This window comes from Streptomyces sp. NPDC007164, assembly GCF_040634135.1.
Lineage (GTDB): Bacteria > Actinomycetota > Actinomycetes > Streptomycetales > Streptomycetaceae > Streptomyces > Streptomyces sanglieri.
In genome coordinates this window covers 88,836-111,988 of the sequence record NZ_JBEYFB010000029.1, presented here as the reverse complement: position 1 = coordinate 111,988, position 23,153 = coordinate 88,836, and the positions used below count along the sequence as shown (strand labels likewise).

The 23,153-nt window shown below is 68.4% G+C and carries 19 protein-coding genes and 5 pseudogenes; 16 read left to right on the top strand and 8 right to left on the bottom strand.

Annotated elements, in window-relative coordinates; translation table 11 throughout:
• A pseudogene (locus ABZ622_RS29165) lies at positions 1-788 on the bottom strand (transposase family protein); the annotation flags it as partial.
• Between the two features lie 171 nt (positions 789-959).
• Here ABZ622_RS29165 and ABZ622_RS29160 point away from each other — a divergent pair.
• Positions 960-2,230: pseudogene (locus ABZ622_RS29160) on the top strand (MFS transporter).
• Between the two features lie 210 nt (positions 2,231-2,440).
• Here ABZ622_RS29160 and ABZ622_RS29155 read toward each other — a convergent pair.
• A complete protein-coding gene (locus ABZ622_RS29155; RefSeq protein ID WP_360548151.1) occupies positions 2,441-3,199 on the bottom strand; it encodes a hypothetical protein in 759 nt (252 codons plus the stop codon).
• A gap of 402 nt (positions 3,200-3,601) precedes the next feature.
• Here ABZ622_RS29155 and ABZ622_RS29150 point away from each other — a divergent pair, with 402 nt between their 5' ends.
• Together ABZ622_RS29150 and ABZ622_RS29145 are read left to right on the top strand one after the other, a co-directional pair.
• Positions 3,602-4,270 (top strand): GDSL-type esterase/lipase family protein, encoded by a 669-nt coding sequence (locus tag ABZ622_RS29150; RefSeq protein ID WP_360548149.1) that lies wholly within the window; start codon positions 3,602-3,604, stop codon positions 4,268-4,270.
• A gap of 157 nt (positions 4,271-4,427) precedes the next feature.
• Entirely contained in the window at positions 4,428-5,012 is a 585-nt protein-coding gene (locus ABZ622_RS29145; protein WP_360548147.1) for a hypothetical protein, read from the top strand.
• An 84-nt stretch (positions 5,013-5,096) separates the two neighbouring features.
• Here ABZ622_RS29145 and ABZ622_RS29140 read toward each other — a convergent pair whose 3' ends face one another.
• Positions 5,097-5,585 (bottom strand): GNAT family N-acetyltransferase, encoded by a 489-nt coding sequence (locus ABZ622_RS29140; RefSeq protein ID WP_360548145.1) that lies wholly within the window; start codon positions 5,583-5,585, stop codon positions 5,097-5,099.
• A gap of 123 nt (positions 5,586-5,708) precedes the next feature.
• Here ABZ622_RS29140 and ABZ622_RS29135 point away from each other — a divergent pair, with 123 nt between their 5' ends.
• Together ABZ622_RS29135 and ABZ622_RS29130 are read left to right on the top strand one after the other, a co-directional pair.
• Complete coding sequence (locus tag ABZ622_RS29135; RefSeq protein ID WP_360548143.1) at positions 5,709-6,422, top strand: winged helix-turn-helix domain-containing protein; 714 nt, start codon at positions 5,709-5,711, stop codon at positions 6,420-6,422.
• Between the two features lie 146 nt (positions 6,423-6,568).
• Positions 6,569-7,207, top strand: a complete 639-nt coding sequence (locus ABZ622_RS29130) for a LysE family translocator (protein ID WP_360548168.1) — start codon at positions 6,569-6,571, stop codon at positions 7,205-7,207.
• Positions 7,208-7,597: 390 nt separating this feature from the next.
• Here ABZ622_RS29130 and ABZ622_RS29125 read toward each other — a convergent pair whose 3' ends face one another.
• Entirely contained in the window at positions 7,598-8,158 is a 561-nt protein-coding gene (locus ABZ622_RS29125; protein ID WP_360548141.1) for an isochorismatase family cysteine hydrolase, read from the bottom strand.
• Between the two features lie 1,360 nt (positions 8,159-9,518).
• Between ABZ622_RS29125 and ABZ622_RS29120 the strand changes: the two genes are divergently transcribed.
• From ABZ622_RS29120 to ABZ622_RS29090, 7 genes and pseudogenes are all read left to right on the top strand, one after another.
• The gene (locus tag ABZ622_RS29120) at positions 9,519-10,310 is read left to right on the top strand and encodes a GH25 family lysozyme (protein WP_360548166.1); all 792 of its coding nucleotides are present in this window, start codon (positions 9,519-9,521) and stop codon (positions 10,308-10,310) included.
• Between the two features lie 171 nt (positions 10,311-10,481).
• Positions 10,482-11,624 carry a glycoside hydrolase family 3 N-terminal domain-containing protein gene (locus ABZ622_RS29115; protein WP_360548139.1) on the top strand — a complete coding sequence of 381 codons (1,143 nt, stop codon included), beginning with the start codon at positions 10,482-10,484 and terminating at the stop codon, positions 11,622-11,624.
• Between the two features lie 199 nt (positions 11,625-11,823).
• Entirely contained in the window at positions 11,824-12,372 is a 549-nt protein-coding gene (locus ABZ622_RS29110; protein WP_360548137.1) for a GNAT family N-acetyltransferase, read from the top strand.
• 231 nt (positions 12,373-12,603) lie between these two features.
• A complete protein-coding gene (locus tag ABZ622_RS29105) occupies positions 12,604-13,335 on the top strand; it encodes an NPCBM/NEW2 domain-containing protein (protein WP_360548135.1) in 732 nt (243 codons plus the stop codon).
• A gap of 871 nt (positions 13,336-14,206) precedes the next feature.
• Positions 14,207-14,755 (top strand): TetR/AcrR family transcriptional regulator, encoded by a 549-nt coding sequence (locus ABZ622_RS29100; RefSeq protein WP_360548133.1) that lies wholly within the window; start codon positions 14,207-14,209, stop codon positions 14,753-14,755.
• The gene (locus tag ABZ622_RS29095; RefSeq protein WP_360548131.1) at positions 14,752-15,444 is read left to right on the top strand and encodes a hypothetical protein; all 693 of its coding nucleotides are present in this window, start codon (positions 14,752-14,754) and stop codon (positions 15,442-15,444) included. Before ABZ622_RS29100 ends, ABZ622_RS29095 begins: the two co-directional genes overlap by 4 nt.
• A gap of 106 nt (positions 15,445-15,550) precedes the next feature.
• A pseudogene (locus ABZ622_RS29090) lies at positions 15,551-15,703 on the top strand (prolipoprotein diacylglyceryl transferase family protein); the annotation flags it as partial.
• 86 nt (positions 15,704-15,789) lie between these two features.
• On the opposite strand, the gene ABZ622_RS29085 reads toward ABZ622_RS29090, so the two are convergent.
• Together ABZ622_RS29085 and ABZ622_RS29080 are read right to left on the bottom strand one after the other, a co-directional pair.
• Complete coding sequence (locus tag ABZ622_RS29085; protein WP_360548129.1) at positions 15,790-16,467, bottom strand: triacylglycerol lipase; 678 nt, start codon at positions 16,465-16,467, stop codon at positions 15,790-15,792.
• A 236-nt stretch (positions 16,468-16,703) separates the two neighbouring features.
• Positions 16,704-16,871 (bottom strand): annotated as a pseudogene (locus tag ABZ622_RS29080) (arsenical-resistance protein); the annotation flags it as partial.
• Positions 16,872-17,316: 445 nt separating this feature from the next.
• On the opposite strand from ABZ622_RS29080, the gene ABZ622_RS29075 reads away from it, so the two are divergent.
• The 3 genes and pseudogenes from ABZ622_RS29075 to ABZ622_RS29065 all read left to right on the top strand — a co-directional run.
• Positions 17,317-17,544 carry a hypothetical protein gene (locus ABZ622_RS29075; protein WP_360548127.1) on the top strand — a complete coding sequence of 76 codons (228 nt, stop codon included), beginning with the start codon at positions 17,317-17,319 and terminating at the stop codon, positions 17,542-17,544.
• 77 nt (positions 17,545-17,621) lie between these two features.
• The gene (locus ABZ622_RS29070) at positions 17,622-18,209 is read left to right on the top strand and encodes a hypothetical protein (protein WP_360548125.1); all 588 of its coding nucleotides are present in this window, start codon (positions 17,622-17,624) and stop codon (positions 18,207-18,209) included.
• Between the two features lie 241 nt (positions 18,210-18,450).
• A pseudogene (locus tag ABZ622_RS29065) lies at positions 18,451-18,801 on the top strand (TrmO family methyltransferase); the annotation flags it as partial.
• A 402-nt stretch (positions 18,802-19,203) separates the two neighbouring features.
• Here the strand turns inward: ABZ622_RS29065 and ABZ622_RS29060 are convergent.
• Both ABZ622_RS29060 and ABZ622_RS29055 read right to left on the bottom strand, forming a co-directional pair.
• A complete protein-coding gene (locus ABZ622_RS29060) occupies positions 19,204-20,160 on the bottom strand; it encodes an aldo/keto reductase (protein ID WP_360548123.1) in 957 nt (318 codons plus the stop codon).
• On the bottom strand, positions 20,157-22,103 hold the full coding sequence (locus ABZ622_RS29055; RefSeq protein ID WP_360548121.1) for a hypothetical protein: 1,947 nt from the start codon (positions 22,101-22,103) through the stop codon (positions 20,157-20,159). Before ABZ622_RS29055 ends, ABZ622_RS29060 begins: the two co-directional genes overlap by 4 nt.
• 110 nt (positions 22,104-22,213) lie before the next feature.
• Between ABZ622_RS29055 and ABZ622_RS29050 the strand changes: the two genes are divergently transcribed.
• The gene (locus ABZ622_RS29050) at positions 22,214-23,038 is read left to right on the top strand and encodes an amidohydrolase family protein (protein ID WP_360548119.1); all 825 of its coding nucleotides are present in this window, start codon (positions 22,214-22,216) and stop codon (positions 23,036-23,038) included.
• Positions 23,039-23,153: the final 115 nt, after the last annotated feature.

Here is a 23,153-nt window from a genome sequence, read left to right as displayed (position 1 = left end):
GAGGAGTGTTGGTGGCGGGCTCGCTGACGGGCTTCAAGGACCTCGGGCGGGCTGATCTTGTTGCCCTTCCTCGGCGGAGTGACGGCCCGGCCGGGCTGATCGCGGCGGAGCCCGAGATAGCCGTCGTCCAGCAGAACCTCGACATCGCGAAAGTGCTGGAAGCAGATACCGATGCCTTCGTTGCGCGCGGCGGTCGCATCATGCATCCGACCAGGCCGCAGAGCATCGGTCCATAAGGTGCGGCCCTGTTGGTCGGCGATGACGGTGGCCTTCATCATGTTCAGTTTCCTCTTGCCGGAGACGAACGCTCGTCGTCCGCCGCGGCCGGCGGACCTGGATCTCGGTGGCGTCCAGACGCAGCTCGACGCCCTCGGCCTGGGCATAGGCGAAGACATCAGTCAGTGTCCGAAGACGCAGGCCAGGGCGGTCGGGAACCGCGCACCCCCGCTGGGCAAGGAGGGTGCGTATCTCCCCGATCGCGCGGGTGATGGTGGAGCGGTCCACACCGTAGAGCAGTCCGAGGACAGCGTGCGGCAGATCGTGCCGCAGATGAATGAGGGTCGCCGTCAACCGGTCGATGAACACCAGCTGATGCCGGGCGCCCGCACCAGCTGCCCGCCGCCGCCCGCACCAGCTGCCCGCCGCCGCCGGGACCCGCCACGTGCCGCGTGACGGCGGCCTTCGACACCGGCCAGCCATGGTTCGGCCAACTCCTGGACCAGGCCGGCGAGATGACGCCGAGAGATCCCCGTGAACACTCGACGCGAGAGAACCGACCGCTTGACCATGATCGCCACACCCGGATCACGCCACCAGTCAGCAACGACGCCTCACCCGCTATCGCGCACCAACTCGTTAGACGCCGGCCCAATATCCTGCGCGAAGTACGGGCTGGAGGCTCCGGTCGACGGCGGAGGCCCAACACTAATGATCACCGGAGTCACCAGGGAGCCCGCAGCATGACCGACACCACGGAGGCCCTCAACGGGTCGGCTGCAGTCGACAATGCAGCACGAAGTGTCACGCGCCCGTTCTACGTATACGCCGTGCTCGCCAACTCGCTGTTCCAACGTGGCGTATTCGTCCTCTTCCTTCAGCAGCGAGGCTTCTCCGCCGGGCAAGTGGCCCTCCTTCAGACACTGCTCTACCTGGTCAGCGGACTTGCGGAGTTGCCGACGGGAGTCATCGCCGACCGAATCGGCAGGCGTGCCAGCATCGTTATCGGCCAGGTGCTGATAGCTGGATGCCTGCTCGGTCAGGTGACGTCCTCCAACTACTGGGTGTTCCTGCGCTGTTCATCGGCCAGGGCGTGGGCATGGCATGTGTGTCCGGTTCGGACACCGCCCTGCTGTACGACCTGCTCGTGCGTCGTGGTGCAACGGCCGGCTACGTCAAGATCAAGTCCCGGTTCACCATGCTCGGGACGGTCACCTCGGGAGCCGCCATCGTCCTCGGCGGCCAACTGCAGCAGATTTCCTGGGGAGTCGTCTACGTCGGATCGGCGGCGTGCCTCGTCCTGGCCGTGGTGGTGCTGATGTCACGGGTGCCCGAGATCCGCGGCGCGGACGCGGTGGACGAGCAGGACGGGGCCGAGGAGGCGCGCGGCGACGGCACAGCATGGCGGGCGATGCTCCGGGTCGCCACGCCGGCGCTCGTGACGCTAGTCGTGGTGTCCGGATTGATGCATGCGACTTTGACGCCGTACATCATCTTTACGCAGAAGACCCTCTCCGATCAGGGAGCGGGCACCGCATTGGTCAGCGTGGTCATATCGGCGGGATTCTTCGTCGGCGGACTCACTCCCTTGCTGTCGGACCGCGCGGACCGGCGCATCGGGTATCGGGTCATAGTCCCGGTGTCTCTCCTGACGCTCGCCGCGGCACTTGGCCTGAGCGGCCTGGGCCTTGTCTGGGTCACCATCGCCGCGTTCCTGGCCCTGGTCGGGATTCCCGAGATCACCGCCGTGACCGTGGACAACGTGTTCAACGAGGCCGTGCCGTCGCGCCACCGGGCGAGCCTGCTGTCGATGATCGCATTCGTGGAGTCGACGCTCATCGGCATCGGCTATCTCGTCCTCGGCGCGCTCATGGACGGGCTGGGCTCCAGTGTGGGCATGGCCACCTACGCCGCGGTCCCCCCCCCGCTGGCATGTCTCCTGTGGCTCCCGGTGCTCTTCCGAGGGGCATGGCCCACCGAGATCGAGAAGCCCGCCGACCAAAAGGCATCCTGAAACAGACCATCTTGAGCAACGCCCCTGCACGATGGCAGGGGCGTTGCTCGTTGACATGCCGCTCCCAGTCGGCGACGGAGCCGTCATCGCGACGATCAGCGCGAAACGAGGTGGGAAGAATCGTGCCACTGCGGTGGTGAACCGTCGGCGAGAGGCCGCGGCCCTCACCAACACAGGTAGCGTCCTGGTCAGGAATCTTCACCTGGTAAGTCAGTCGGTCCCGCCGATGGCGCTGCGGGCCGCGAGGCGGAAGTCCTTGACCGTTTGGTAGAGGATTCGTTCTCGTTCGGCGGCGAGGGCGGTGTCCTCGGCTTTGTGGGTGGTGTCTCCGGCGCGGGCGTTCTCGGTCATCCGCCGCATGATGTGCGAGAGATCGCTGGAGGCGTGGGCGACTCGCTCAGTGACTGTCGCGAGCGAGGCAGGCCCTTCGAGGATGACAACTTCGGTGGCGCGGTGGACCTCGCGAGCCAAGGAGATGAACCGGCCCGTCCTCTCATCGATGTCGGGCAGGTCGGGACTGTCTGAACGCAGCGCGTCGAGTACGGCATCCATGGCGATGTCGCGGTCGTGGAGAGCACTGAGGTAGCCGGCGTATGCGTCGCGGCGGTGCTGGCGGCTCCAATGAGCGTGTTGGGACCGTTCCTGTGCACGGCCGTTCACGACCGCGGCCCCGAGGGTGGTGGCGGCGCCGACGGCAGCACCCAACAGTGCGGCGAGTCCTGAGTCCATGGCGCCCATTCTGTCGTTCTCATCGTGCATCCATTTCGCCGGGGTGAGCCGGGGACCCGTCCATGCGAGAAGCAGCTGTCCGAACAGACAGCATGGCGGCCCGCGGGATGGCCGCTTCTCGATGACCAGGCGGATGATGGCTTCCTCAATGACGGGCGGCGGTCCGTTGTGCTCCAGCCTGGTCGCGCGACGGGTCAGTGGCGGTGACGTCGTGCTCGGCCCCTCGGACGGCGGCGTCACCGAAGACGAACTCGCCACCGTGCTTGGCCGGTCGGACGGCCTTCGGACCCTGGACTCACGCCAGTGTCGGCCACCACATGGTCCAGTCCGAGCACGACCGGCTCAAGACGTCACCAACTCTGCGAAGACCTCCGGGGGCACATCGTCGCCCAGGACCACCTGCACTCCGGGACTTTGGCGTGCGCCTCCGCGGCCAAGAAGGAACCGAACCCCGGAGGCCGCATGAACAGGCGACTTGGGTGAGGCCACATCCGACCCGGTCGGACGGGTGATCGGGCGGCAGCGCCAAGGTGTCGGTGGTATCTCGGGGCCTGTCGGCCGGATGTCGGTGGGGCCTGGCACCTTTCGAGAGGTCCGGCCGGGTGCCCATCCGGCCGTGGGTTCGGGATCCAAGGAGCGCATATGACGATCACTGTCCGACCGGCAAGCACCATGATGTTCACCGGAGATTCGATCACCGACAGCCAACGGCTGGAGAGCGAGGACGGTCTCGGTTTCGGCTACCCGTTGCGCGTCGCGGGCGAGTGGGGATTCCGGCATCCGGATCGCCCGGTGACCTGGCTGAACACTGGGATCGGCGGCAACAAGGTGATGGACCTCGAAGCCCGCTGGCAGACAGACGTACTCGACGCGCACCCGGACGTGGTGTCGATCCTCGTCGGGGTCAACGACATGGGCTGGCACACACTGGACCCGAAGGGGTACGTGATCCCCGTGGAGGAATTCGAGGCGGGCTACGACCGTCTCCTCGCGCCCCTGGCCGAGGCGGGCGCGGAATTGATCCTCATCGAGCCGTTCCTCCTGCCGATCCACGACGTCGTCGAGGCCGGTGTCGGTGCCATGCGCATCGGAGTGAAGGAGCGAAAGGAATGGCGTACCGATCTGGACCCGAAGATCCAGGCTGTGCACAAACTCGCCCGCAAATACGGCGCGCATCTGCTCGCAGCCGACGACATGTTCGCCGACCTCGCGGCGATGACCGGACCGGAGTACTGGGCCGCGGACGGCGTACACCCGACGCCGGCCGGCCACGCCGCACTCGCGGCGGCCTGGCTGCGCCTGGTCAGGTGAACTGCCTCGCGACCACTCGCGAACTCGCGGTGTTCACGGCCCGTCCTGTCGGGCAGCCGCAGTTCAGCGCCGTCGCGGCCGGAGCCGAACCGCACTCCGCGTTACCCAGATGCATACCCTCGCCCAGCCGGCGAGCAGCCCCATAGCATCCCCTGTCATGGCTACAGTGATCTTGACCGTCGGGCTGGCGTTCATCGGCTACCTGGCGACTTACCTGAACGGTCTGCGCCTTGCGCAGAGGCAGGCCCGACTCGCGCGCGTCAACCAGCAACTGAGCGACTTCTACGGGCCGTTGTTCGCCCTCATGGAAGCCAACAGCCGAACCTACGACACCTTCTCCGAGAGGTACGCCCGCCCAGACGGTCGTGACCCGTTCCAACACGACACACCACCCACCGATCAAGAACTCGCGCAGTGGCGCACCTGGGCCACCGCCGTCTTCATCCCCAACATCAGGACAATGCGAGACGTGGTGGTGACAAGGGCCGACCTTCTCATCGAGGAGGAGATGCCCCAGGCCCTTCTCCAGCTCTGCGCCCATGTCGCGGGCTACGAGATCACGGCTGCGCGCTGGGCCCAAGGCAACTACGAAGAGCACCTGTCGCTCACACCCTTCCCGGGTCGGGACCTCAAGGAGTACACCTGCGACAGGTTCACACGGCTCAAGAGCGAGCAGGCGCAACTGCTGGGACACAGTCGTACCGTCGGCAGAAACCGATGGACGTACCTCGTCGGGCGATGAGACGAAACTGCCGTACCCGGATCCAGAGCGGGCGGGCGGCATTGCGTGCCGCTTCGGACAACGCACCACCACCCCGCTGTCCGATCAGACGCTGCCGGTCTCGGCAGCGAGTTCCTTGGTCATGAAGACGCGGCCGGCACCCGGTGGATCGCAGCGCACCTCTCCCAGGAGCTTCCACCCTTGTTTCCGATAGAAGCCGGGAGCCTGGAAAGTGATCGTGTAGAGCACGGCCGCGCGGCAGCCGCGGGCGCGAGCCTCCTTCTCGGCCTGCCGAAGGATCTCCCTACCCAGTCCGCTGCCACGAAGCCTGGGAGGCAGGAAGAAGAGGTCGACGAAGAACAGGCCGAGCGAGGTGCGCCCGGTCAGTCCGCCGATCGCTTGATGTGTCTCGGGATCACGGATCAGAACGGCGAGCGGTCTGCGGTCGTCGATTCCCGTCCTCTCGATGTTGAACCGGTCCAGCGAGTCGGAGATCACCGCGATGTCCGCGGATATCGGGGAATCGGTGACAACGAGCTCTGTCCGGGGCTCGGGGCACGGCGGCACACTGACGGGTGGTTCGGATGCGGGCATGGTTCCTCCAGCGCGTGAGCGGAGGCGGTGCGCCTCCGGCCCGAGGGCTCCCTGGGCATCTGGTGACGCTAAGGCGTGGACGCTTCGACGGGCGTCGAACCGAGGTCGGCGACAATTGGGGGCATGGGTACTCAGCGCGCAGGTCAGGACGTGGGCGTCGACCTGGCGGCCGTGGCCGGGCTGCTGGCCGACGGGACCAGGGCAGCCTTCTGCCTGGCGCTGCTCGATGGCCGAGCATGGACCGCGAACGAGCTGGCACGTCACGCCGGGGTCGCGCCCTCGACCGCGACATCGCACCTGAATCTGCTCGTCGGCGGCCGACTCCTCGCCGAGGAGCGGCACGGACGCCACCGCTACGTGCGAGTGGCCGACCACCGGGTGGTCGAGCTGATCGAGGCCCTGGCCGCACTGGCCCCGCAGCAGACCGCCCGACCGCGTTCGCTGTCGGCCTCCGGCCGTCAGCAGGCACTGGCCCGTGCGCGACTGTGTTACGACCATCTCGCCGGAACCGTCGCGCTGGCGATCACCGACGCGATGGTCGGGCGCGGCCTGCTGGAGTGGGGCTCCGAGCCCGGGCTGACCAGCGGGGGAGTGTCCTGGCTGGCCGAGGTCGGCATCACGGTGCCGAGCGGCTCACGCCGCCCGCTGGTGCGTGCGTGCCTGGACTGGACCGAGCGTCGCCCCCACCTGGCGGGCGCGGTAGGCGCCGCGCTGTGCAGCCACGCCCTCACCCTCGGCTGGGTTACGCGGATCGGAACGACCCGCGCGCTCGCCGTGACCACCACCGGCCGCCGGGCATGGAACGACCACTTGGGCCTGCCACCGGATGATCTCTGATCCTCGGCAGCCGCCGGAATCGCACCACGTGACCCCAGCACCGTGTGATTCGAATCCCGCGCCGGATGGTTCGAGCCGGCGCATGCGCGATCTGCGCGATGAAAAGGGGATGTGGGGCGAACCTGGCCCGCGCTTGTATGAGCGACATGGTGTCTGCTGAGCGCGTGCTTGCCTTTGCGGCGATGTCGTTCCTGCTGATTGTGATCCCCGGGCCCAGTGTGCTGCTCGTGATCGGGCGGGCGCTGGCGCAGGGGCGCAGGGCTGCGCTGACCACGGTGGTGGGGAATACGCTGGGTGCCTATGCGCTCGTCGTGGCTGTGGCCCTCGGGGCCGGGGCGATCGTGGAACGCTCCGTACTCGTCTTCACGGTGTTGAAGCTGGCCGGCGCCGCCTACCTGGTGTATCTGGTTGCCAGAGCGTGGCGGCACCGGGGTTCGTTACAGGCCGCGATCACTGGCGAAGAGGCCGCACAGGGTGGTTTGCGCACGTTGTGGGAGGGGTTCGCCGTCGGTGTGTCCAACCCCAAGACCATTGTGTTCTTCGCCGCCGTGCTGCCTCAGTTCGTAGACCGCTCCCAAGGGCACGTTGTGGTTCAGATGTTGCTGCTCGGCCTGGTTTTCGACATCATCGCGGTGGCCTCCGACAGCGTGTGGGCGCTGGTCGCGGCAACCGGACGGAACTGGTTCGCCCGCTCACCTCAGCGGCTCTCTCTGGTCGGAGGAATCGGCGGGCTCACGATGATCGGCCTGGGTGTCACCGTCGCCGCGACAGGACGCAAGGACTGAGGTCGGTCGTCATCCTCGTCGAGGCGGGCACACCGACCCGAGTCGGTAGCCATCCGCACCGCCCTCGGCACTCTGCTTTGGCCGCGGACTCAAGCAGGACCTGTCGCGTGTACAGAGATTGTCGCCACGGACGAAGTGGGGACCGTGACCGTCGTCGACGCGCCCTCGGCCTCGCCGCGGTGACGGCTGCGGCGATCCTCGCGGTACCTCTCAGGGCTGTGCTGTCGGCGGCGGCACCGGCATCACCGAGCGGACACCTTGCCCGATGAACTGCCGAGACGGCCGTGACGGCCGTGGTGGCCGTGACGGAGTGTCGTGACACGGTCGTGCTCGAAGTGGCAGTGATGCGCCGACATGTGCCACACACACTGGTCTCTGTTTGGTCCGTTGCTAACGGGGTGTGGTCGAGTTGACCCATTCGTCGACGGTGGCGACGTCCGCCCACTGCGGGAACAGCTTCTCGGTGAGGAACCGGTGCACCTCCGAGTCGGTGTCCAGACAGGCGTCGGCGAGGACGGTGAGGTCGAAGTCCAGGTCGTTGGCCTGGCACAAGGTGTGCAGCACGACAGCGCTGGTGGCGATGCCGGTGAGGACGAGGCTGTCGATGCCGTGCGCCCTGAGTACGACGTCGAGGTCGCTGCCCGAGAAAGCGCTCGCTCGCCTCTTGGTGACGACCACCTCACCCGGCCGGGGCGCGACATCCGGATGGATCTCGGTGCCGCCGTCGCCCTCGACGTGGAGTCCGGCTCGTGCGACGGCGGTGAGAGCCCTGTTGCGCGGGCTGACTTCAGGAAAGCCGGGTCGCAACGCGATGACTACGTAGATGACAGGGATGTTCGCAGCCCGGGCACCGTCGATTGCCCTGCGCAGGCGAGGCAGGTACCCCGAGCCGTCGTCGACAATGTCCACGACGGCTCGCTGGACATCCATCACAAGAAGGGCGCTGCTCATTCGATCTCCAGGAACGATATCGGTTCGGCACTGAAGCGGGACGGGTTGTCCATGTTCGGGAAGTGCGCGGCCGCGTGCACCGTGGCAGTGTGCCCGCCGGGAGGCGCGACGCGCCAGGCGGACTGCCAGGGCGAGTTGGGCCGATATCTCCGGGGCTTCGCTGATCGTGCACACGGGAGCGGCGGTGCCGGGCACGTTTCCAGGCGGCTGTGCTCCGATGGCCGGCTGCGATCGAGTCCGCGCCTGGCAGCGGCATCGATCATGTCGTCCTGGCGAACGAGGAAGTTTCGCCCGGGCGGGACGCCTGAGCGCCGGACGGACGAACCTGTTCGCGTGTGCCGTTGCCCTGCTCCGCCTCCGGCTGGTGCGGGCGAGGGCGGATCGAGGGTGTCGCCTGCCCGGCGCGGACGCGGTCGGAAGCGGCGCAGGAAAGGCCGCGCGCGGCGCACGGTCGCGGTGCTCACGGACCCATCCGGATCCGGTGAGCGCACGCCGACCCGGGTGCGGCTCCCGCCCGGCCATGGCAGCTGGGAGGCGTACTGCGATGTGCAGTTCGGCACCCGCCTCGTGCAGACGGACCGGCTGGCGGCCCACCAGGCCGTCAGGGGGATCTCCGCGCCGGTCGGGCCCTGCCGGCCACCGATCTGTCGAGGCATGCTCCACGAACGGCCCGGAGGCCGAAGCTCTGCGACGACCACGTGTCCACGACCGCAGGCGACTGCGTGCGCCGCAGCCACTTCGGTCCGGCCGCAGACACGGTGGCCGGGACGTGGGGCCGGCCGCGACGACCGAGGGCATCGCTTGCGCCACGGCGGCGTCGTCTCCCAGCCGCCATCGCGGCGGCAGCCTCGCTGACGGCGCGGCACGGGCCGACCTTCAGCACTCAACCCCGTGCCCCGCCCCATCGACGCAACGCCGCGCAGTCAGGCTGTGAACTCCTTTGCTGCTTCCGTCACTTGAAAAAAGTTCTGCCGACATCGATCCGTTTTCGCAGCTCACCGAAGCGCAGATAGGTCTGGACCACTAATGAATCGGAAAACTATTTACCGAGCGCGCGTTCTCGTGGCTCAATATGTCATGTTCGCGTCATGCAGACGCGCGTAGATCCCTCTGCGGGAAGCGCACGGCCGACTCCTCCTGACCGGATGCACGCCGACCTTTCTGTTTGCCGCGCCGTGCCGCACCCGCGTCGGCGCGCTGAGATCCACCGCACCGAACGACCACTCGGAACCACTGAATCTCACCCCCCACCAAGCAGGAGGAAACCTTGTTCCCCAGGAACCCTTCCCCCAAGTCCGCACAGCAAAGACTCACCGTGGCCGGCGTCCTCGTCACGAGCGCCGCACTGACCCTCAGTCTGATGTCGGGCACCGCCTCCGCGGCGCCGCTGCCGTCGGACAGCGCCGTGCCCCAGGGCAAGGGCTACATGGGCGTGGGCTACGTCCAGGACAGCAAAGACTTCAAGCCGGACACCCGGCAGCTCAACCTCGACACGACACCGGATGCGAACCTCCTGGCGAACCCCGTGGGGGTGGACATCTCCAGCTGGCAGGGCAGCATCAACTGGGGCTCCGTCCGCGGCGCGGGCATCGAGTTCGCCTGGATGAAGGCGACCGAGGGCACCTCGTACAAGGACCCCACGTTCAGCGCCAACTACCTCGGCGCCTACAACGCCGGCGTGATCCGGGGCGCGTACCACTTCGCGCGGCCCGATGTGTCCGGGGGTGCGGCACAGGCGAACTTCTTCGCGAGCAACGGTGGCGCCTGGTCCCGCGACAATCTGACGCTCCCCGGCGTGCTGGACATCGAGGGCACCTGCTACGGCAAGACGCCCGCGGCCATGCAGTCCTGGATCCTCGACTTCTACAACACGTACAAGGCCCGCACCGGCCGTGACGTCGTGATCTACACCAGCGCGAGCTGGTGGAACTCCTGCACCGGTGGCTGGACGGGCATGTCCGCCAGGAGTCCGCTGTGGGTGGCCCACTGGACCTCCGCAGGCAGCCCCAGCATCCCGCAGGGCTTCCCGTTCTGGACCGTCTGGCAGTACACGTCCACCGGCTCGGTGAGCGGTGTCTCGGGGAACGTCGACCGCGACCGCTTCAGCGGTGACCGTTCCCGCCTGCTGGCTCTGGCCAACAACACTCCGTGACGGCGGGCCCGAGCGCGCGGTGATCACCTCCAAGGACCGGTGAGCCCGGCGTGCTCGGCACCGTGGGCCGGAGCAGACCGACCGACTGGTCTGCTCCGGCCCGGATCGCCCGGCCGACGGTCCGGCCGACGGTCCGGCCGGGCACAACGACAGTTCGCGAAGGAGAAAGTCATGGGCTCCACACCACAGCCCCTCAGCAGGCGCGGCGCTCTGCTCGCCGGAACAGCGGCCCTGGCCGGCGGGATGGGGCTGGCGGGCCGTACGGACGCGGCCGTGCGCATTCCCGAAAGGGCACGCACCCACTTGGCCGTTCTGACCCCGGAGCAGCGCGCCGGACAGTGTGTCATCCACTCCTACCCGGGACTCACGCCGCCGGCCCGGCTGATGGACGCCATCAGGGAGGGCCGTACGGCCGGGGTGATCTTCTTCGGGGAGAACATCGAGAGCCTGAGCCAGATCGAGGGCGTCATCCAGGAGATGAACGAGGCGAACGCCTCCGCCCCCGTGAAGGCCCCATTGCTCCTGATGACCGACCAGGAGGGCGGCATGGTGCGCCGCCTGCCCGGCGAGCCCGTACTGTCCGCGAAGGACGTGGGTAGCTCCACGGACCCGGAGGGACAGGCGGAGTTCACCGGCAGCGGTGCGGGCATGAACCTCGCCGGCGTCGGCATGAACGTCAACCTGGCGCCGGTGCTGGACGTGTACCGCAGGGCCGGCGACTTCACCGACCAGTACGAAAGGTCGTACAGCAAGGACCAGGAGGCGGTCGGCACATGCGGCTCGGCCTTCATCACCGCGCAGCAGGACGCCGGAGTGGCGGCCACCGCCAAGCACTTCCCCGGCCTCGGCCCCGCTTCCGCGAACCAGAACACCGACCTGGGACCCGTCACCCTCACCACGTCCGTGTCCACGCTGCGCAGCGTCGACGAAGTGCCGTACCGGGCGGCGATCTCGGCCGGGACCAAGCTGGTCATGCTTTCCTGGGCGGTCTACCGCGCGCTGGACGCCGACCGGCCCGCCGGTCTGTCCCCGACCGTGGTCGGCGAGCTACGCAACCGGCTCGGCTTCCCGGGCGTGACGGTCACCGACGCCCTGGAGGCCGGGGCGCTTCGGGCCTACGGCAGTACGGCGGAGCGGGCGGTGCTGGCCGCCGCAGCCGGCATGGACCTGATCCTGTGCTCGGCCCGCGACGCCGCTCAGGGGGAGGAGGCGGTGACCGCACTGAGCGAGGCCCTGGCGGCCGGCACGCTCGACGGGACCGCCTTTGACGCGGGCGCCGAGCGTGTCAACGTCCTTCGCGGCAGCCTTTCCTGACCGGAATCACACCCTTGCCGGTCCGGGCCCCCGGCGACTGGCACGAGCAGTGCCGCGCGCTCGACGTACGAGGTTGCGCTCCGTAACCGGCCTGCTCCGCGTCGAAGCGCCTCGCCGCCCGGCGGTGCTTCCTCGCGTTGCCGGAGGCGGGAGCGGACCACTCTGGTGATCCACTACTCACAGGCCCTAACGTTGGTCCATGCTCAAGATGCCGTCGCGGGTCGAACTACGCCCGCTCACCCTCGCCGACCAGGACGAGTTCTGCACGCTCGTGCGGGCCAGCGCCCAGCTGCACCTGCCATGGATGCGACTGCCCGCGACCGCAGAAGAGTTCCAGGCATGGATGCGTCGCTTCGACGACGGCAGCAACCTGGGCTTTCTGGTCCGTGTCCGGGAGTCCGGCGCAGCCGCCGGCATGGTCAACATCAATTCGATCATCCGGGGGCGCTACCAGGGCGCGTCCATCGGCTATGCGGCCTTCGCTCCGTCCGCAGGGTACGGGTACATGACCGAGGGGATCGCCGCCACTCTGGAACATGCCTTCACCGACCTGCGGCTCCACCGGCTGGAGGCCAACATCCGGCCGGCGAACAAGGCATCCCTGGCCCTGGTCCAGCGGCTGGGCTTCCGCTACGAAGGAGTATCGCCCGCCTACCTCTACATCAATGGGGGCTGGCGGGACCACGAGCGCTGGTCCGTGACCGCACTGGACCCCTGGACGCCCGATCCGTCCCTTCCCGAGGTCTGAGCCGCACGACGCTGCTCACGAAACACACCATTGGCCCGAGCGGCGTCCGCAGAGTTGCTCCCCGCGCGCGCTGCCCATAGCAACCCGGCCTTCCGGGTAAATCCGCTCCTCCCACGTCCGCATCTGCATCTCGGTTGCGAAGCGGCCGCATGATCGGCCGGCCGAGTTCTAGCCGTGCAAGGTTGGCATCCCGTTTAATGCATCTCTACTCGCAACGGGGAGGAACGGCCGATGAGTTCAGCAGCACCGCCCGACGACGGAGTGCCGCCTCCGCCGCCTCCGCCACGGCCGCCCTCGCCGCCAGACCCCGGACTTCCGACGCCGACGCCGACGCCGCGACCGAGACGGGTCGGTGAGATCGCCGCGCTCGTCTCGGCCATCACGGCCGTCGTCGGTCTGCTGCTCGGGTTCTTCGGGTTGCCGACCGTGGTGAACTCTCCGACGGCCAAGACCGTGACGGTCACGGAAACCGTGACGGCCACCGCCACCGTCGTGGCGTCGCCCCGGGAGTCGGCCGACGACGGCTCCGCGCAGTCGCCCGCGCCCGCTCCGCTGCCGTCGGGTGAAGTCACCCTGAGCGATCTCACCCCGCTCGGGGACTATCCCGACGACGAGTTCGCACTCCGGACCGTGACGCTGGGGGGCAAGTCCTACTCCAATGCCATGGTTGTCACATACCCCTGCCAGCCCGGCGCCGAGTACAGCATCAACCAGAAGTACAAGAAGCTCGTCCTGACCGTGGGGCTCGACGACAACGCCGTAGCCGTGAGTGGCAAGTTGGAGGTCATCGGGGACGGGAAGACACGTAAGAACATCATGCTGGAGGTCAACAAACCGCAGACCGTGTCGGTGGACATCACCGGCGTGGTCAAGCTCGGTATAGAGGCCGACATCAGTGACGGCAGCTCCTGCAATGACGACGGTGTCGTGGTCGCGCTGGGGAAAGCGGTGCTGATGTCCTGACCCGGGCGGGGTGCGTGCCAGGCGTAGCAGCGGCGACGGTCGTCGGGCACCGTCGCGACCCTGATGCCCGCGACGGTACGGGACGAGAATGCCGGTGCCCAGGGAATCGCTATAGGCGGGGACCGTGTCACGCCCACTCCATGCCCAACTCCGGCTGTCCGCCCAGCGGCGCATTCCCCGGCCGTCGGGGGTGAGGCCGGCCGGCCGCCGGACCGCCGGATCACTGGTCAGGTGCGACCGCTGGTCAGGTGCGACCGCCGGGCAGGTGGGACCGCCGGGCAGCCGGGTGCCGCGAACGACGCAGCGGCGGCAGTCTTCATACGCAGTCGCAGCGGACTCAACCACCGGTACGCATACCTGGTGCGGCAGCGCCCCGGCCGGTAGCCGGAACGTCCCTGCTCATCAGCCCGCAGCCCGCAGCCCGCAGCCCGCAGCCCGCAGCCCGCAGCCCGCAGCCCGGGGGCCGGGCCGGAATGGCGATCGGCCCCCCTTCTGCTGGGCCGCGGGAACCGGCTCGAATTCGTCCGGCAGAGAGGAAGGCGGCAGTCGAGCCATCGACCTTGACGGCTAACGCCGTTAGTCATAACGTGACGCCAGATGGCTAACGGTGTTAGCCGCGCCGGTCGGTCACGACATGAGAGGGCCGCAATGAACACCGCCACAACCAGCAACACTTCGGGCGGCAACGTCCCACCCCGAACCCGCCGGAATGCGCGTGAGGCAGCCGGCCTCGCCGGGGCATTGGCGGACGCCGGAGACATGCGGGAGCCGTCGGCCGTCGCTGCGCTCGCCTTCCTTGCCGGGTCGGGCGCATTCCGACGCAACTGTGCGAAGCGCACTGCGGGAATTGCGATCGCGGGGGTGGCCCGGCGTGGCTGACCGCGCGCGGCAGATCATGGCCGCCGCCCGGGAACTGCTCGACACCGAAGGCCCCGATGCGTTGTCGATGCGACGTATCGCGGCGCGTGTCGGCATCCGGGCGCCTTCTCTGTACAAGCACTTTCCCGACAAGGCCGCTGTCGAAGCCGGGCTCCAGGCGCAGGGGATGACCCAGTTGGCGGAGGATCTGGAAGCGGCAGAAGCCGAGATCGGCGTTGATCCGCCCCTTCTTGTGCTCGCCCGCGCCTACCGGCAGCACGCCCTCGCCGGCCCGCATCTCTACCGCATCACCCACACCCAGCCGCTCGGCCGCACCGCTCTCCCCGATGGACTTGAGGACCGTGCGGCCATGCCGCTGGCCCGCGCGGTGCACGGCGACATCGACATCGCTCGCTCGTTCTGGGCATTTGCGCACGGCATGGTCGTGCTTGAACTCGACGGCCGCTTTCCGCCCGACGCAGACCTGGACGCCGCGTGGCGCACCGGCTGCGATGCGTTTGCCCAGGCAATCCGTGACAAGCCCCGAGGAGGGACCGCATGACCGCGATCGCCCAACAGCCTGCTTCCGGCGTAACCGCCCGCGCCGCCGGATACTCGCATGCCGCGGCATGGATTCTCGGGCTCGTCGCCGCATGGGGAGCCACACCCGAAGTCGGCGACACACACGCCGAGATCGCGGGCGCGTATGACGACAGGCCGATCCAGGCCGTGACCCAGGCGCTGCTCGTTCACGGGGTGGCAGCGGTCGGGCTGGTGGTCATCGGATCCGGACTGCTCGTCCGGTCCCGCCGGACCGGCAGTGCCGCGGCCGGCTTCGCCGGATGGGCCGGGAGAGTCGCGGGGGTGCTCGCACTCGTACAGCTCGTTCTGGAACTGATAGCAGTGCCTGGAGCCGATCCGGCGTCACCGGGCAGAACCGGTGCACTGTTCGAGGCGGTCCAACGTGCGGACGGTGTCAAGATGTTAGTGCTCGCCGTACTCGCAGCGGCTGTCTGCACGGCCTCGCGGCACGGCACACTGCTGCGGCGCCGGGAGATCGTCATCGGCTGGGGCCTCGCCGTCACGATCACCCTGTCCGGCATCGGATATCTGTTCCTTTCCACCGTCTTGACCCCGGTGGCGTACGTTTCGCTTCCCCTGCTGCTGATCTGGATCGCCGCACTCGGCTCAGCCCTCGGGCGTCGGCGTCTGTCCCGGAGTTCTGGGGGCGGGACCGGGACCGGGACCTGAACCTGGACCGGAAAGCGGAGTGACCTTGGAATTCGCCCACCTTCCCAGTCCTTCGACAGGGGTTCTTCACGTCGGCCCGGTTCCGTTGAGGGCGTACGCCTTCTGAATCCTGGGCGTGTTCGTGTTCGTGTTCGCGGCCGTCCGGCTCGGCAAGCGGCGCTGGGTTGCCGAGGGCGGGGACCATGGCGTCATCGCGGATGTCATCATCTGGGCTGTTCCATTCGGGATCGCCGGTGGACGGCTGTGTCACGTGAGTACCAGCCCCGACGCGTACTCCGGTGAAGGCGGCGAGCCGATCCGATCGGTCTGACTGCCGCCGAGACCCCTTCCCCGGGGACAGTCGGACTACTTCAGAATGGTGCGCACCTGGTCCGCGACGGCTGGATCCGTCAGCAGAGCGTTGTGCTTGAGGCAACTGGTCTCAAGGTTGGCAGCCCCGTCCAGCAGCGTGCTCGCGGTCGGACTGATCTGCTCGTCGCAGCCGGAACGGAACGTCGTGTATCGCGTGGATCCGGGTGTCGGGTCCGCTTCGTTGAGGTGCTGGACGACGTACGATCCGGGCGTCATGTCCCTGCACCCCTGGTCCCAGAGCGCACAGAGGTAGCCCAGGCTCGTGCCGTGGTTGGGGCCGGCCAGGGACACCCAGTTCCGGACGGTGGTGCCCCCACCCCCGAACTTGATGTACCAGCGGGACGGGAGGCTGCCCAGGCTGAGCGCGACGATGTCGACCTGCTTCGTGCCGGTCTCGTCGAGCACGCGGCTGACGTAGTCGGCCAGTTGGCCACTCAGGACCTCGTTGGTCGACAGCGATGTGTCGTATTCCCAGGCGAAGAAGCGGCTCTTCGGATCACCCGCGGACTCGAAGCGGCTGATCATCGAGTTCCAGACGCCGGCATCGCTATTGCGGCCGTGCACGAAGATGACCGGCGTCTCGGCGGACGCCGTCGGGGCTGCGACGGCCGGCGCGGACAGTGCGAGGGTGGCGACGAGCGCCGACGCAGCGGCGAGTGCTGGATGACGCATGAAGAAGTCTCCTGTTCTGAGCCGACCTCGTGGCCGGTCGGACTGCGTGGTCACAACGAGTCGACATGATCGGGGATGCGGACTCCCGTTGGAACCGTGATGCACGACCCAATGCGTCAGGACACCCGGGCGAGGGCACTGTCCAGCTCCAGCTCCAGCTCCAGCTCCAGGTCCCAGGAACCGGCTCTGGAACGGCAGTTAAACCGTCGCAACATCGGGCTTCCGCCTCACGTCCCCTTGCCGACGGCCGTCGACTCGGCCCACATCAGCGTGAAATACCCGAGCAGCGGCAGCGCGATCCGCACGACGTCCAGCGGTTGCGAGGTGATGGCGTCGCCCTGGAGGGCGAAGAGGATGACGACGCTGATGAACAGCCCGTCCGGGGCGAACGGTCCGATCCGGGGGGTTCAACGAACCGTGAGTGGTCGCTGCTCAAACCGCGCCTGCCGCCTTTGGGCGGCCGGGGCGGCTGATGGAGTGACCACCGTTGGGCGACCAACGGGATCACGAGCGAGCGCCACCGGCGCCGCAACGAAGTGGAGCGGACCATCAACCGGCTCAAGAACTCCCGGGCCGTCGCCATCCACTACGGAGAGTGGCGAAGTGAATGCGTTTTGTGGCAGAGCGTGAGATGTTGCTCTCGTGCGCACCACGGAACGCGTGGTCGCTGGAACGTAAGGAGACACCATGTCGCCAAGAAGAGTCTCACCCGGTGACTCGCAGTCGTCGCAGCCGTCGCAACCGGCCGCAAAGCAGCCCACGAGTCTGGAAGCCCAAACGGTCAAGGGCCATCTCCTCTCCGGACTGCATGCGACCGGAAAATGCCGGCTGACGAGCAAGGGGAAGCCGGTGGCCTACGAGGACGTCGATTGGTTCGTAGGTGACAGCGGTGAGTGTTTCGGCACATCGCAGACCGACGAAAAGGGATGCGCCACTATGGAGGGAGGCAGCACCAGCGACATCTTCACCTCCATCACGGGGGAGTTCGCCGGCTACTTCGTCAAGTACCACGGCAATGAGCAGTACCTTCCCAGCGAGGCTCACGGGCACGTCGTCCCGCTGTTCAGCATCCTCTGACAGCGAAACCGGCCTGCGGGTGTCGCTCGGGAGCCGAGGGCACCCGCTCCCCTTTCTCGACGACTGAAGGAAGAGGCATGAACAAGCGCACGTCCGTCGGTGCCCTGCTGGGCGCCACGATCCTGGCCACCACCGCCACCGTCCACCCCGCGGTGGCGGCCGGAAACCTCATCAAGAACGGCACATTCTCCGCGCCGATCGCCCCGGCGGGAGGCTACGTGGAGTACGACGATGGCGAGAACATCGGCGACTGGCAGGTCGGCGAGCTCAAGCGGGGCGGCGGGGTGACCCTCTACAGCCGCGGCCTCACCCAGTACACCCAGCAGGCAGTCGACATCGGACCGGGATTCCTCTCCCAGGATTTCGAGGCGGACACGGGCTCCGTGGTCGACGTCACCTGGAAGCACGCTCGCAACCCCGACCCCGCATGCGCCGGTTCAATGGGCGACCAGTCCTACAGTGCCGAGGTGGTTCCCCCCACCACGGACGCCGTGGGCTACTCGTACACCCCGGTCGGCCCCCGGTTCGCCTCGGTCAACAGAAGCCTGCAGTTCGTCGCCGGTGACGACCACTTCACCCTGGTTTTCACCGGCCGTGCGCCTGAGGGATGCGGCCCCCTGATCACCGACGTCGTCGCCAAGGTGATCGGCCACACCGCCGCCTGACACCGCCGGTCCTGCGGTCGTCCCGCAAATGGCCGCCCGCATGGCCTCTTCCCGGATTCCACCACGAGCGCGCTCGCCGACCCCGAGGCGGCAGCTGCGGTTGCTTGAGCAGCGGCCGCTCCCGGTTCGTTGAACCCCCGCCCCATCCACCGGGCGGTGTCCAGATCGTGCCTCTTCGGCCGGATCGGTCAGCTGATCGGATGTGTCTGTCCGGTCGATCGGTGAATGCCGATGAGATGCGGTGGGCCGACCACCGATCTCCATCTCCCGGACGTCCCGGCCATTCCCAGCTGGGCACCGGGCTGACCGAAGAGGACGAACGGACATCCAGCACACGGACAACTGGCGTGCCGTCCGCAGCACGATCACTGTCGACGAGCGCTTCGGCGAGACATGCCTGCAGGGTCTGGAGGGCTTCTCCCACGTGGAGGTGCTCTTCATCTTCGACCGGTTTCCGGAACACGACGACTACCGCGAGCCCCGCCCCTACCGTGGCCGCTCCGACCTCCCGCCCGTCGGCGTCTTCGCCGGCCGCGGCCCCCGCAGGCCGAACCGTATCGGTGTGACGTGCTGCGCCATCGAATCCGTCCACGGCCGCGAACTGACGGTGGTGGGTCCCGACGCGGTCTCGGGCACCCCGGTCATTGACCTGACAGCCGACGATGGCGGAGTTCCGTGCGGTGGACATCAGGCAGCCCGAGTGGGTCAGCCGCATGATGGCGGAGTACTTCCAGCCATAAACAGCCCCCGCGACACACCGCTTGCACACACACGCCCCGACGCTCGCGTACACCGGAACACCGGAACACCCGCGCAGCCAGCTCCCGCCCGATGTGGCCGTTCCGTCGCCGGGCGGGAGCGGAACTGCCATGTCGGCCCGTCGGCACTGCGGCGCCGTGCCGACGGGCCGGCAGCCGGAACGAATACGGCATCAGCGGCGCCGTATCCGATCAGCCGCGCCTCGCCCCGGACCGCCCGGCCCTCCTCGGCCGCGCTACTCGCCGAGCCCCTCCAGCAACTGCTCGGGCACGAACCCGGCGTCCGCGAGCCGTTGCCACAGCTCGCCCGGGATCGAGAAGCGGGCAGCCGCCGCGTTCGCCGTCACCTCGGCAGCCGAACGGCAGCCGAGCACCACCGAGTTGACGGCGGCATGCAGCAGTGGGAACTGGATCGCGGCTGCGGGGAGCGGCACCTCGTACGCCTCGCACAGCGCCCGGCACTGCCGTGCCCGCTCCAGCGTCTCCGCAGGAACCGGGCGGTAGTTGAACATGGCACCGGGGGACGGGGCGGCCAGCAGCCCGGTGTTGAAGACGCCGCCGACGACCACCGCCGTGCCCGTCTCGGCGCACAACGGCAACAGGGTGGTGAGCGCCTCGTGGTCGAGGAGCGAGAAGCGGCCCGCGATGAGCACGACGTCGACCTCGAACTCCGCCACGTACGAGGCGAGCGGGCCGCTGTGGTTCATGCCGAATCCGATCGCCCGGATCAGCCCCTCGTCACGCAGCTTGCGCACCGCCGGATAGGCCGTGCGGCGTATCTCGTCCGGGTAGTCGTCCGGGTCGTGCAGATAGAGGATGTCGACGCTGGAGCGGCCCAGACGGGTCAGGCTCGACTCCAGGGACTCGCGGATGCCGCGCTCCGTCCAGTCGGTGATCACCTCACCGGGTGAACCGTCCGGCCGGGGGCGCAGCAGCCAGCCCGTCTTGGTCGAGATCACCGGGCCGCTGCCGCCCGACGGGGGCAGCAGGCGGCCCAGACGCTGTTCGGCGAGGCCGTGTCCGTAGCGGGGTGCGGTGTCGAAGTAGGTGATCCCGGCCTCGGCGGCGGCCTTGAGGGTCGCGGCGGCGTCCTGCTCACTGACCTCTTCGAAGAGCCCGCCCAGGGGAGCGGTGCCGATGCCGATGCGGGGCAGGGCGAAGGACAGCCGGCTCGTTGCGGCGGTGCTGCTCATACCGTCTCCCACGGGGAGGAACAGGCCGCGCGGCTCGCACGCAGCGTCATGGTTAGGGTCAGCCGGATCCTTGAGTTCCCGGGAAGGCCGACGCGGCAGTACGGTCCGTCGACCGGCCGCTCGGGTCCGTCGTCCACGCGTACGGTGGCGACGTGGTGCTCGGCGAACGACCCCGCCTGCACCAGCAGAGAACGTGCCGCACCGCCGAGGTTGACCAGCTCCACCACCGTGTGGTCCGGGCGGATGTCGGAGACCAGTGCGGCGACGTCCTGCGGCAGACCGGGGCGGCGGGACTCCGCGTCGTGATAGCGCACATGCAGTTGGGCGAGGCCGCCGTTGTAGAGCACCTGCGGCGAACCGGTGGTCAGCTGCAGCAGCGCTTCCGTCACCACCGGGTTGAGGTGCTGCCAGTGGTGGATGTCCAGGGCGTCGGGGCCGACGGCCGGGTCGACGGTGTCGTTCTCGATGGCCTCGACCCGCTCGGCGCAGCTCGCGAGGGCGCTGCGCAGCATCCGCTCGGGGAACTGCGGGTTCCGTCCGTGCAGGAACTCGTACCAGGGCTCCTCGTGCCCGGCCTCGTCCTTGATCCGCTGGGTGTGCACGGCGGTCCAGTCCCACCGGGACTCGGCGCGCAGGTGCTCGATCCGCTCCCGGTCGACCTGTTCGCGGCTGAAGTGCCACAGCGTGAGCGGGAGTTGCCCCGGCATGACGGTGAAGTCGAACCAGCCGGAGTCGTTGTGCCGCTGGGGCACCATGAGGGTGCGCTCGGCCGGCATGGCACGCAGGTGCGGCTCCCAGCGCTCGCCGAGGGTGCCCATCTGATCGGCGCCGCGCTGCTCGGCGTGGCGCAGCACCGTGTCGAGCGGATTGCGGGCGAGGTCCAGGAAGCCCCGGTCCCCGGTGAGGAGCGTCGCGTTGGCGGCGCCGATGACGGTCGCGCTGCCGACCGGGGACAGCCCGTGCGGCCACGACCAGCCGTAGTGGCCGCCGTACCAGCGGCCCTCCAAGTACTCGCCCACCACACCGCCCAGGCCGACATTGTCGGGCACCACATCGCGACCCGCGAGCCGCTCCTGCCACACGCCGACATACTCGGCCACCCAGTCCGCATAGCGCTGCTCGCCGCTGAGCAGGAAGGCGTTGGTGGCGAGGCCGGTGGCGGCGAGGTTCACGATCGTGTCACCCCGGCCCATCCGGTCCCACATCGCGCTGCCGTACGCGCGGGCCCGCTCGGGCGAGGCGGCCAGGTCGTCGAAGGACGTGACGTCGTCGAACCCGTCCAGCGGCAGACCGTACGGGCGCAGGGCCAGGCTCCACGGGAAGTACGCCTCCTCGTCGCTGAAGCCGAAGCGCGGGCCCGCCGAGCCGTTGTGCGGGGCGCGCAGGAGACGGTGCTCGGGGTCGTAGTTGGGGCCGCCGGGAAGGTAGAAGTCGGCGAAGCGCACGGCGAGTTCGCGCAGCTCCGCGTCCTGCGGGTCCGCCAGGCACAGACCGTAGAAGAGGAGCAGTCCCTCGCCCTGGTGGAACCAGTCGTAGCCACGCTCCAGGCCCTCGGTGAGCATGCCCATCTCGGTGAGCTGCGCGGTGACTCCGCGCCAGTGGCGCCTCGCGGCGGTCAGCAGCTCCGTGCTGCCACCGAGCAGATAGAGCGTCGGCCAGTTGAAGAACGGTTCGTAGAAGTCGTCCACGCCGTCCCGGCCGTCCATGCCCTGCCCGAGCGTGTCACGGAAGACGAGGCGGCCGTCGCCCTCGGTGTAGCGGTCGGCGAAGAGTCGCCATGCCTTGTCCTGGAGGTCGAACAACTCCCTTTCCAAATAAGCCCACTCGGGGACCTCACCGACGCGCCGGTTCGCGGTCAGCAGAGGTCCGTGCGCCTCGCCCGTGCTGTGCGCGTCGCCGGTTCGTTCAGGCCTGAGCATCGAGAACACCTGCACCCTCGTCATGTACGGATTGAACAATCGCCCATCGATAGCCGATAGTTAGACTCATGGGAGGGGAGCCGAAGTGTCAATACTTCGGAGCGGCCCCGTCAGGCCCGAGGAGGAGGCGCACCGTGATCGACTGTCATGTCCACCTGTGGGATCCGGCCCAGGGATTCCCGTGGATCCGACCGGGCGGCGAGCACCACCGCGCCTACGGCGAGGACGACCTGGAGCAGTCGGGCGCCGGCCTCGACCTGGCCGGAGCGGTACTGGTGGAGGCGTCGCGCGGCGATGCGGGAGAGACGCTCGTCCTGCGTGAACTGCGCCGTCGCCGTCCGGACCTGGTCACCGGGTACGTGGCCAACCTCCATGTCCACGGCGCGGACGGGCCCGATGCCTTCCGTGCCGCTCTTCAGGAGCTGGGCGACCTCCGCCCCAATGGCATGCGGATCGGCGGCTCCTCGTGGACGGGTACCCCCGAGCCGGCCCGCGAGCTCGTCCCCGTGCTGGCCGAGGCGGGCGTCGTGCTGGAACTCAATCTGCATCGCGGGGCGTTGACGGCGGCCGCAGATGTCGGGTCCCGGCATCCCGGGCTCACCCTCGTCGTCGACCACCTGGGCAATGCCCCGGACCCGCGCACACCGGAGGCGGGGGAGTGGTTCCGCGACGTCGAGCGCGCCGCCGCAAGCCCGAACGTGGTGGTGAAGATCTCCGGGCTGCTCACCCAGCAGCACGGGGTCCCGCCGCAGCGCATCGCGGACATGGTGCGGCACGTCGTCGACACGCTCGGGCCCGACCGTTGCCTCATCGGCTCCGACTGGCCGATCTGCCTGCCCCGCGGGTCACGGGCCGACTCGCTCGCCGTGTCCAGGCTCGGGCTGTCCCATCTGGCGGCCGATCGGCTCGATCGCGTACTGCATGCGAACGCGGTCCGGGTGTACGGGTTCGGCGGCTGAGTCCGCATGACCGATGCCCGCATGGCCGATGCGCGGGTGGCCGATCTGCGTGTGGTCGACGTCGGCGTGGTTGACAGTGCTCGAACGCCCCTGCTTCGATTCCCTCGATGATCGA

What these genes read in the sequence shown, in the direction of transcription:
- ABZ622_RS29135 (WP_360548143.1), top strand. Translation starts at nt 5,709, where the DNA reads ATGGGTACTCAGCGCGCAGGTCAGGACGTGGGCGTCGACCTGGCGGCC.
- ABZ622_RS29115 (WP_360548139.1), top strand. Translation starts at nt 10,482, where the DNA reads ATGGGCTCCACACCACAGCCCCTCAGCAGGCGCGGCGCTCTGCTCGCC.
- ABZ622_RS29140 (WP_360548145.1), bottom strand. Translation starts at nt 5,585, where the DNA reads ATGCCCGCATCCGAACCACCCGTCAGTGTGCCGCCGTGCCCCGAGCCC.
- ABZ622_RS29105 (WP_360548135.1), top strand. Translation starts at nt 12,604, where the DNA reads ATGAGTTCAGCAGCACCGCCCGACGACGGAGTGCCGCCTCCGCCGCCT.
- ABZ622_RS29095 (WP_360548131.1), top strand. Translation starts at nt 14,752, where the DNA reads ATGACCGCGATCGCCCAACAGCCTGCTTCCGGCGTAACCGCCCGCGCC.
- ABZ622_RS29070 (WP_360548125.1), top strand. Translation starts at nt 17,622, where the DNA reads ATGAACAAGCGCACGTCCGTCGGTGCCCTGCTGGGCGCCACGATCCTG.
- ABZ622_RS29085 (WP_360548129.1), bottom strand. Translation starts at nt 16,467, where the DNA reads ATGCGTCATCCAGCACTCGCCGCTGCGTCGGCGCTCGTCGCCACCCTC.
- ABZ622_RS29145 (WP_360548147.1), top strand. Translation starts at nt 4,428, where the DNA reads ATGGCTACAGTGATCTTGACCGTCGGGCTGGCGTTCATCGGCTACCTG.
- ABZ622_RS29130 (WP_360548168.1), top strand. Translation starts at nt 6,569, where the DNA reads ATGGTGTCTGCTGAGCGCGTGCTTGCCTTTGCGGCGATGTCGTTCCTG.
- ABZ622_RS29150 (WP_360548149.1), top strand. Translation starts at nt 3,602, where the DNA reads ATGACGATCACTGTCCGACCGGCAAGCACCATGATGTTCACCGGAGAT.
- ABZ622_RS29125 (WP_360548141.1), bottom strand. Translation starts at nt 8,158, where the DNA reads ATGAGCAGCGCCCTTCTTGTGATGGATGTCCAGCGAGCCGTCGTGGAC.
- ABZ622_RS29060 (WP_360548123.1), bottom strand. Translation starts at nt 20,160, where the DNA reads ATGAGCAGCACCGCCGCAACGAGCCGGCTGTCCTTCGCCCTGCCCCGC.
- ABZ622_RS29110 (WP_360548137.1), top strand. Translation starts at nt 11,824, where the DNA reads ATGCTCAAGATGCCGTCGCGGGTCGAACTACGCCCGCTCACCCTCGCC.
- ABZ622_RS29055 (WP_360548121.1), bottom strand. Translation starts at nt 22,103, where the DNA reads ATGACGAGGGTGCAGGTGTTCTCGATGCTCAGGCCTGAACGAACCGGC.
- ABZ622_RS29120 (WP_360548166.1), top strand. Translation starts at nt 9,519, where the DNA reads ATGTCGGGCACCGCCTCCGCGGCGCCGCTGCCGTCGGACAGCGCCGTG.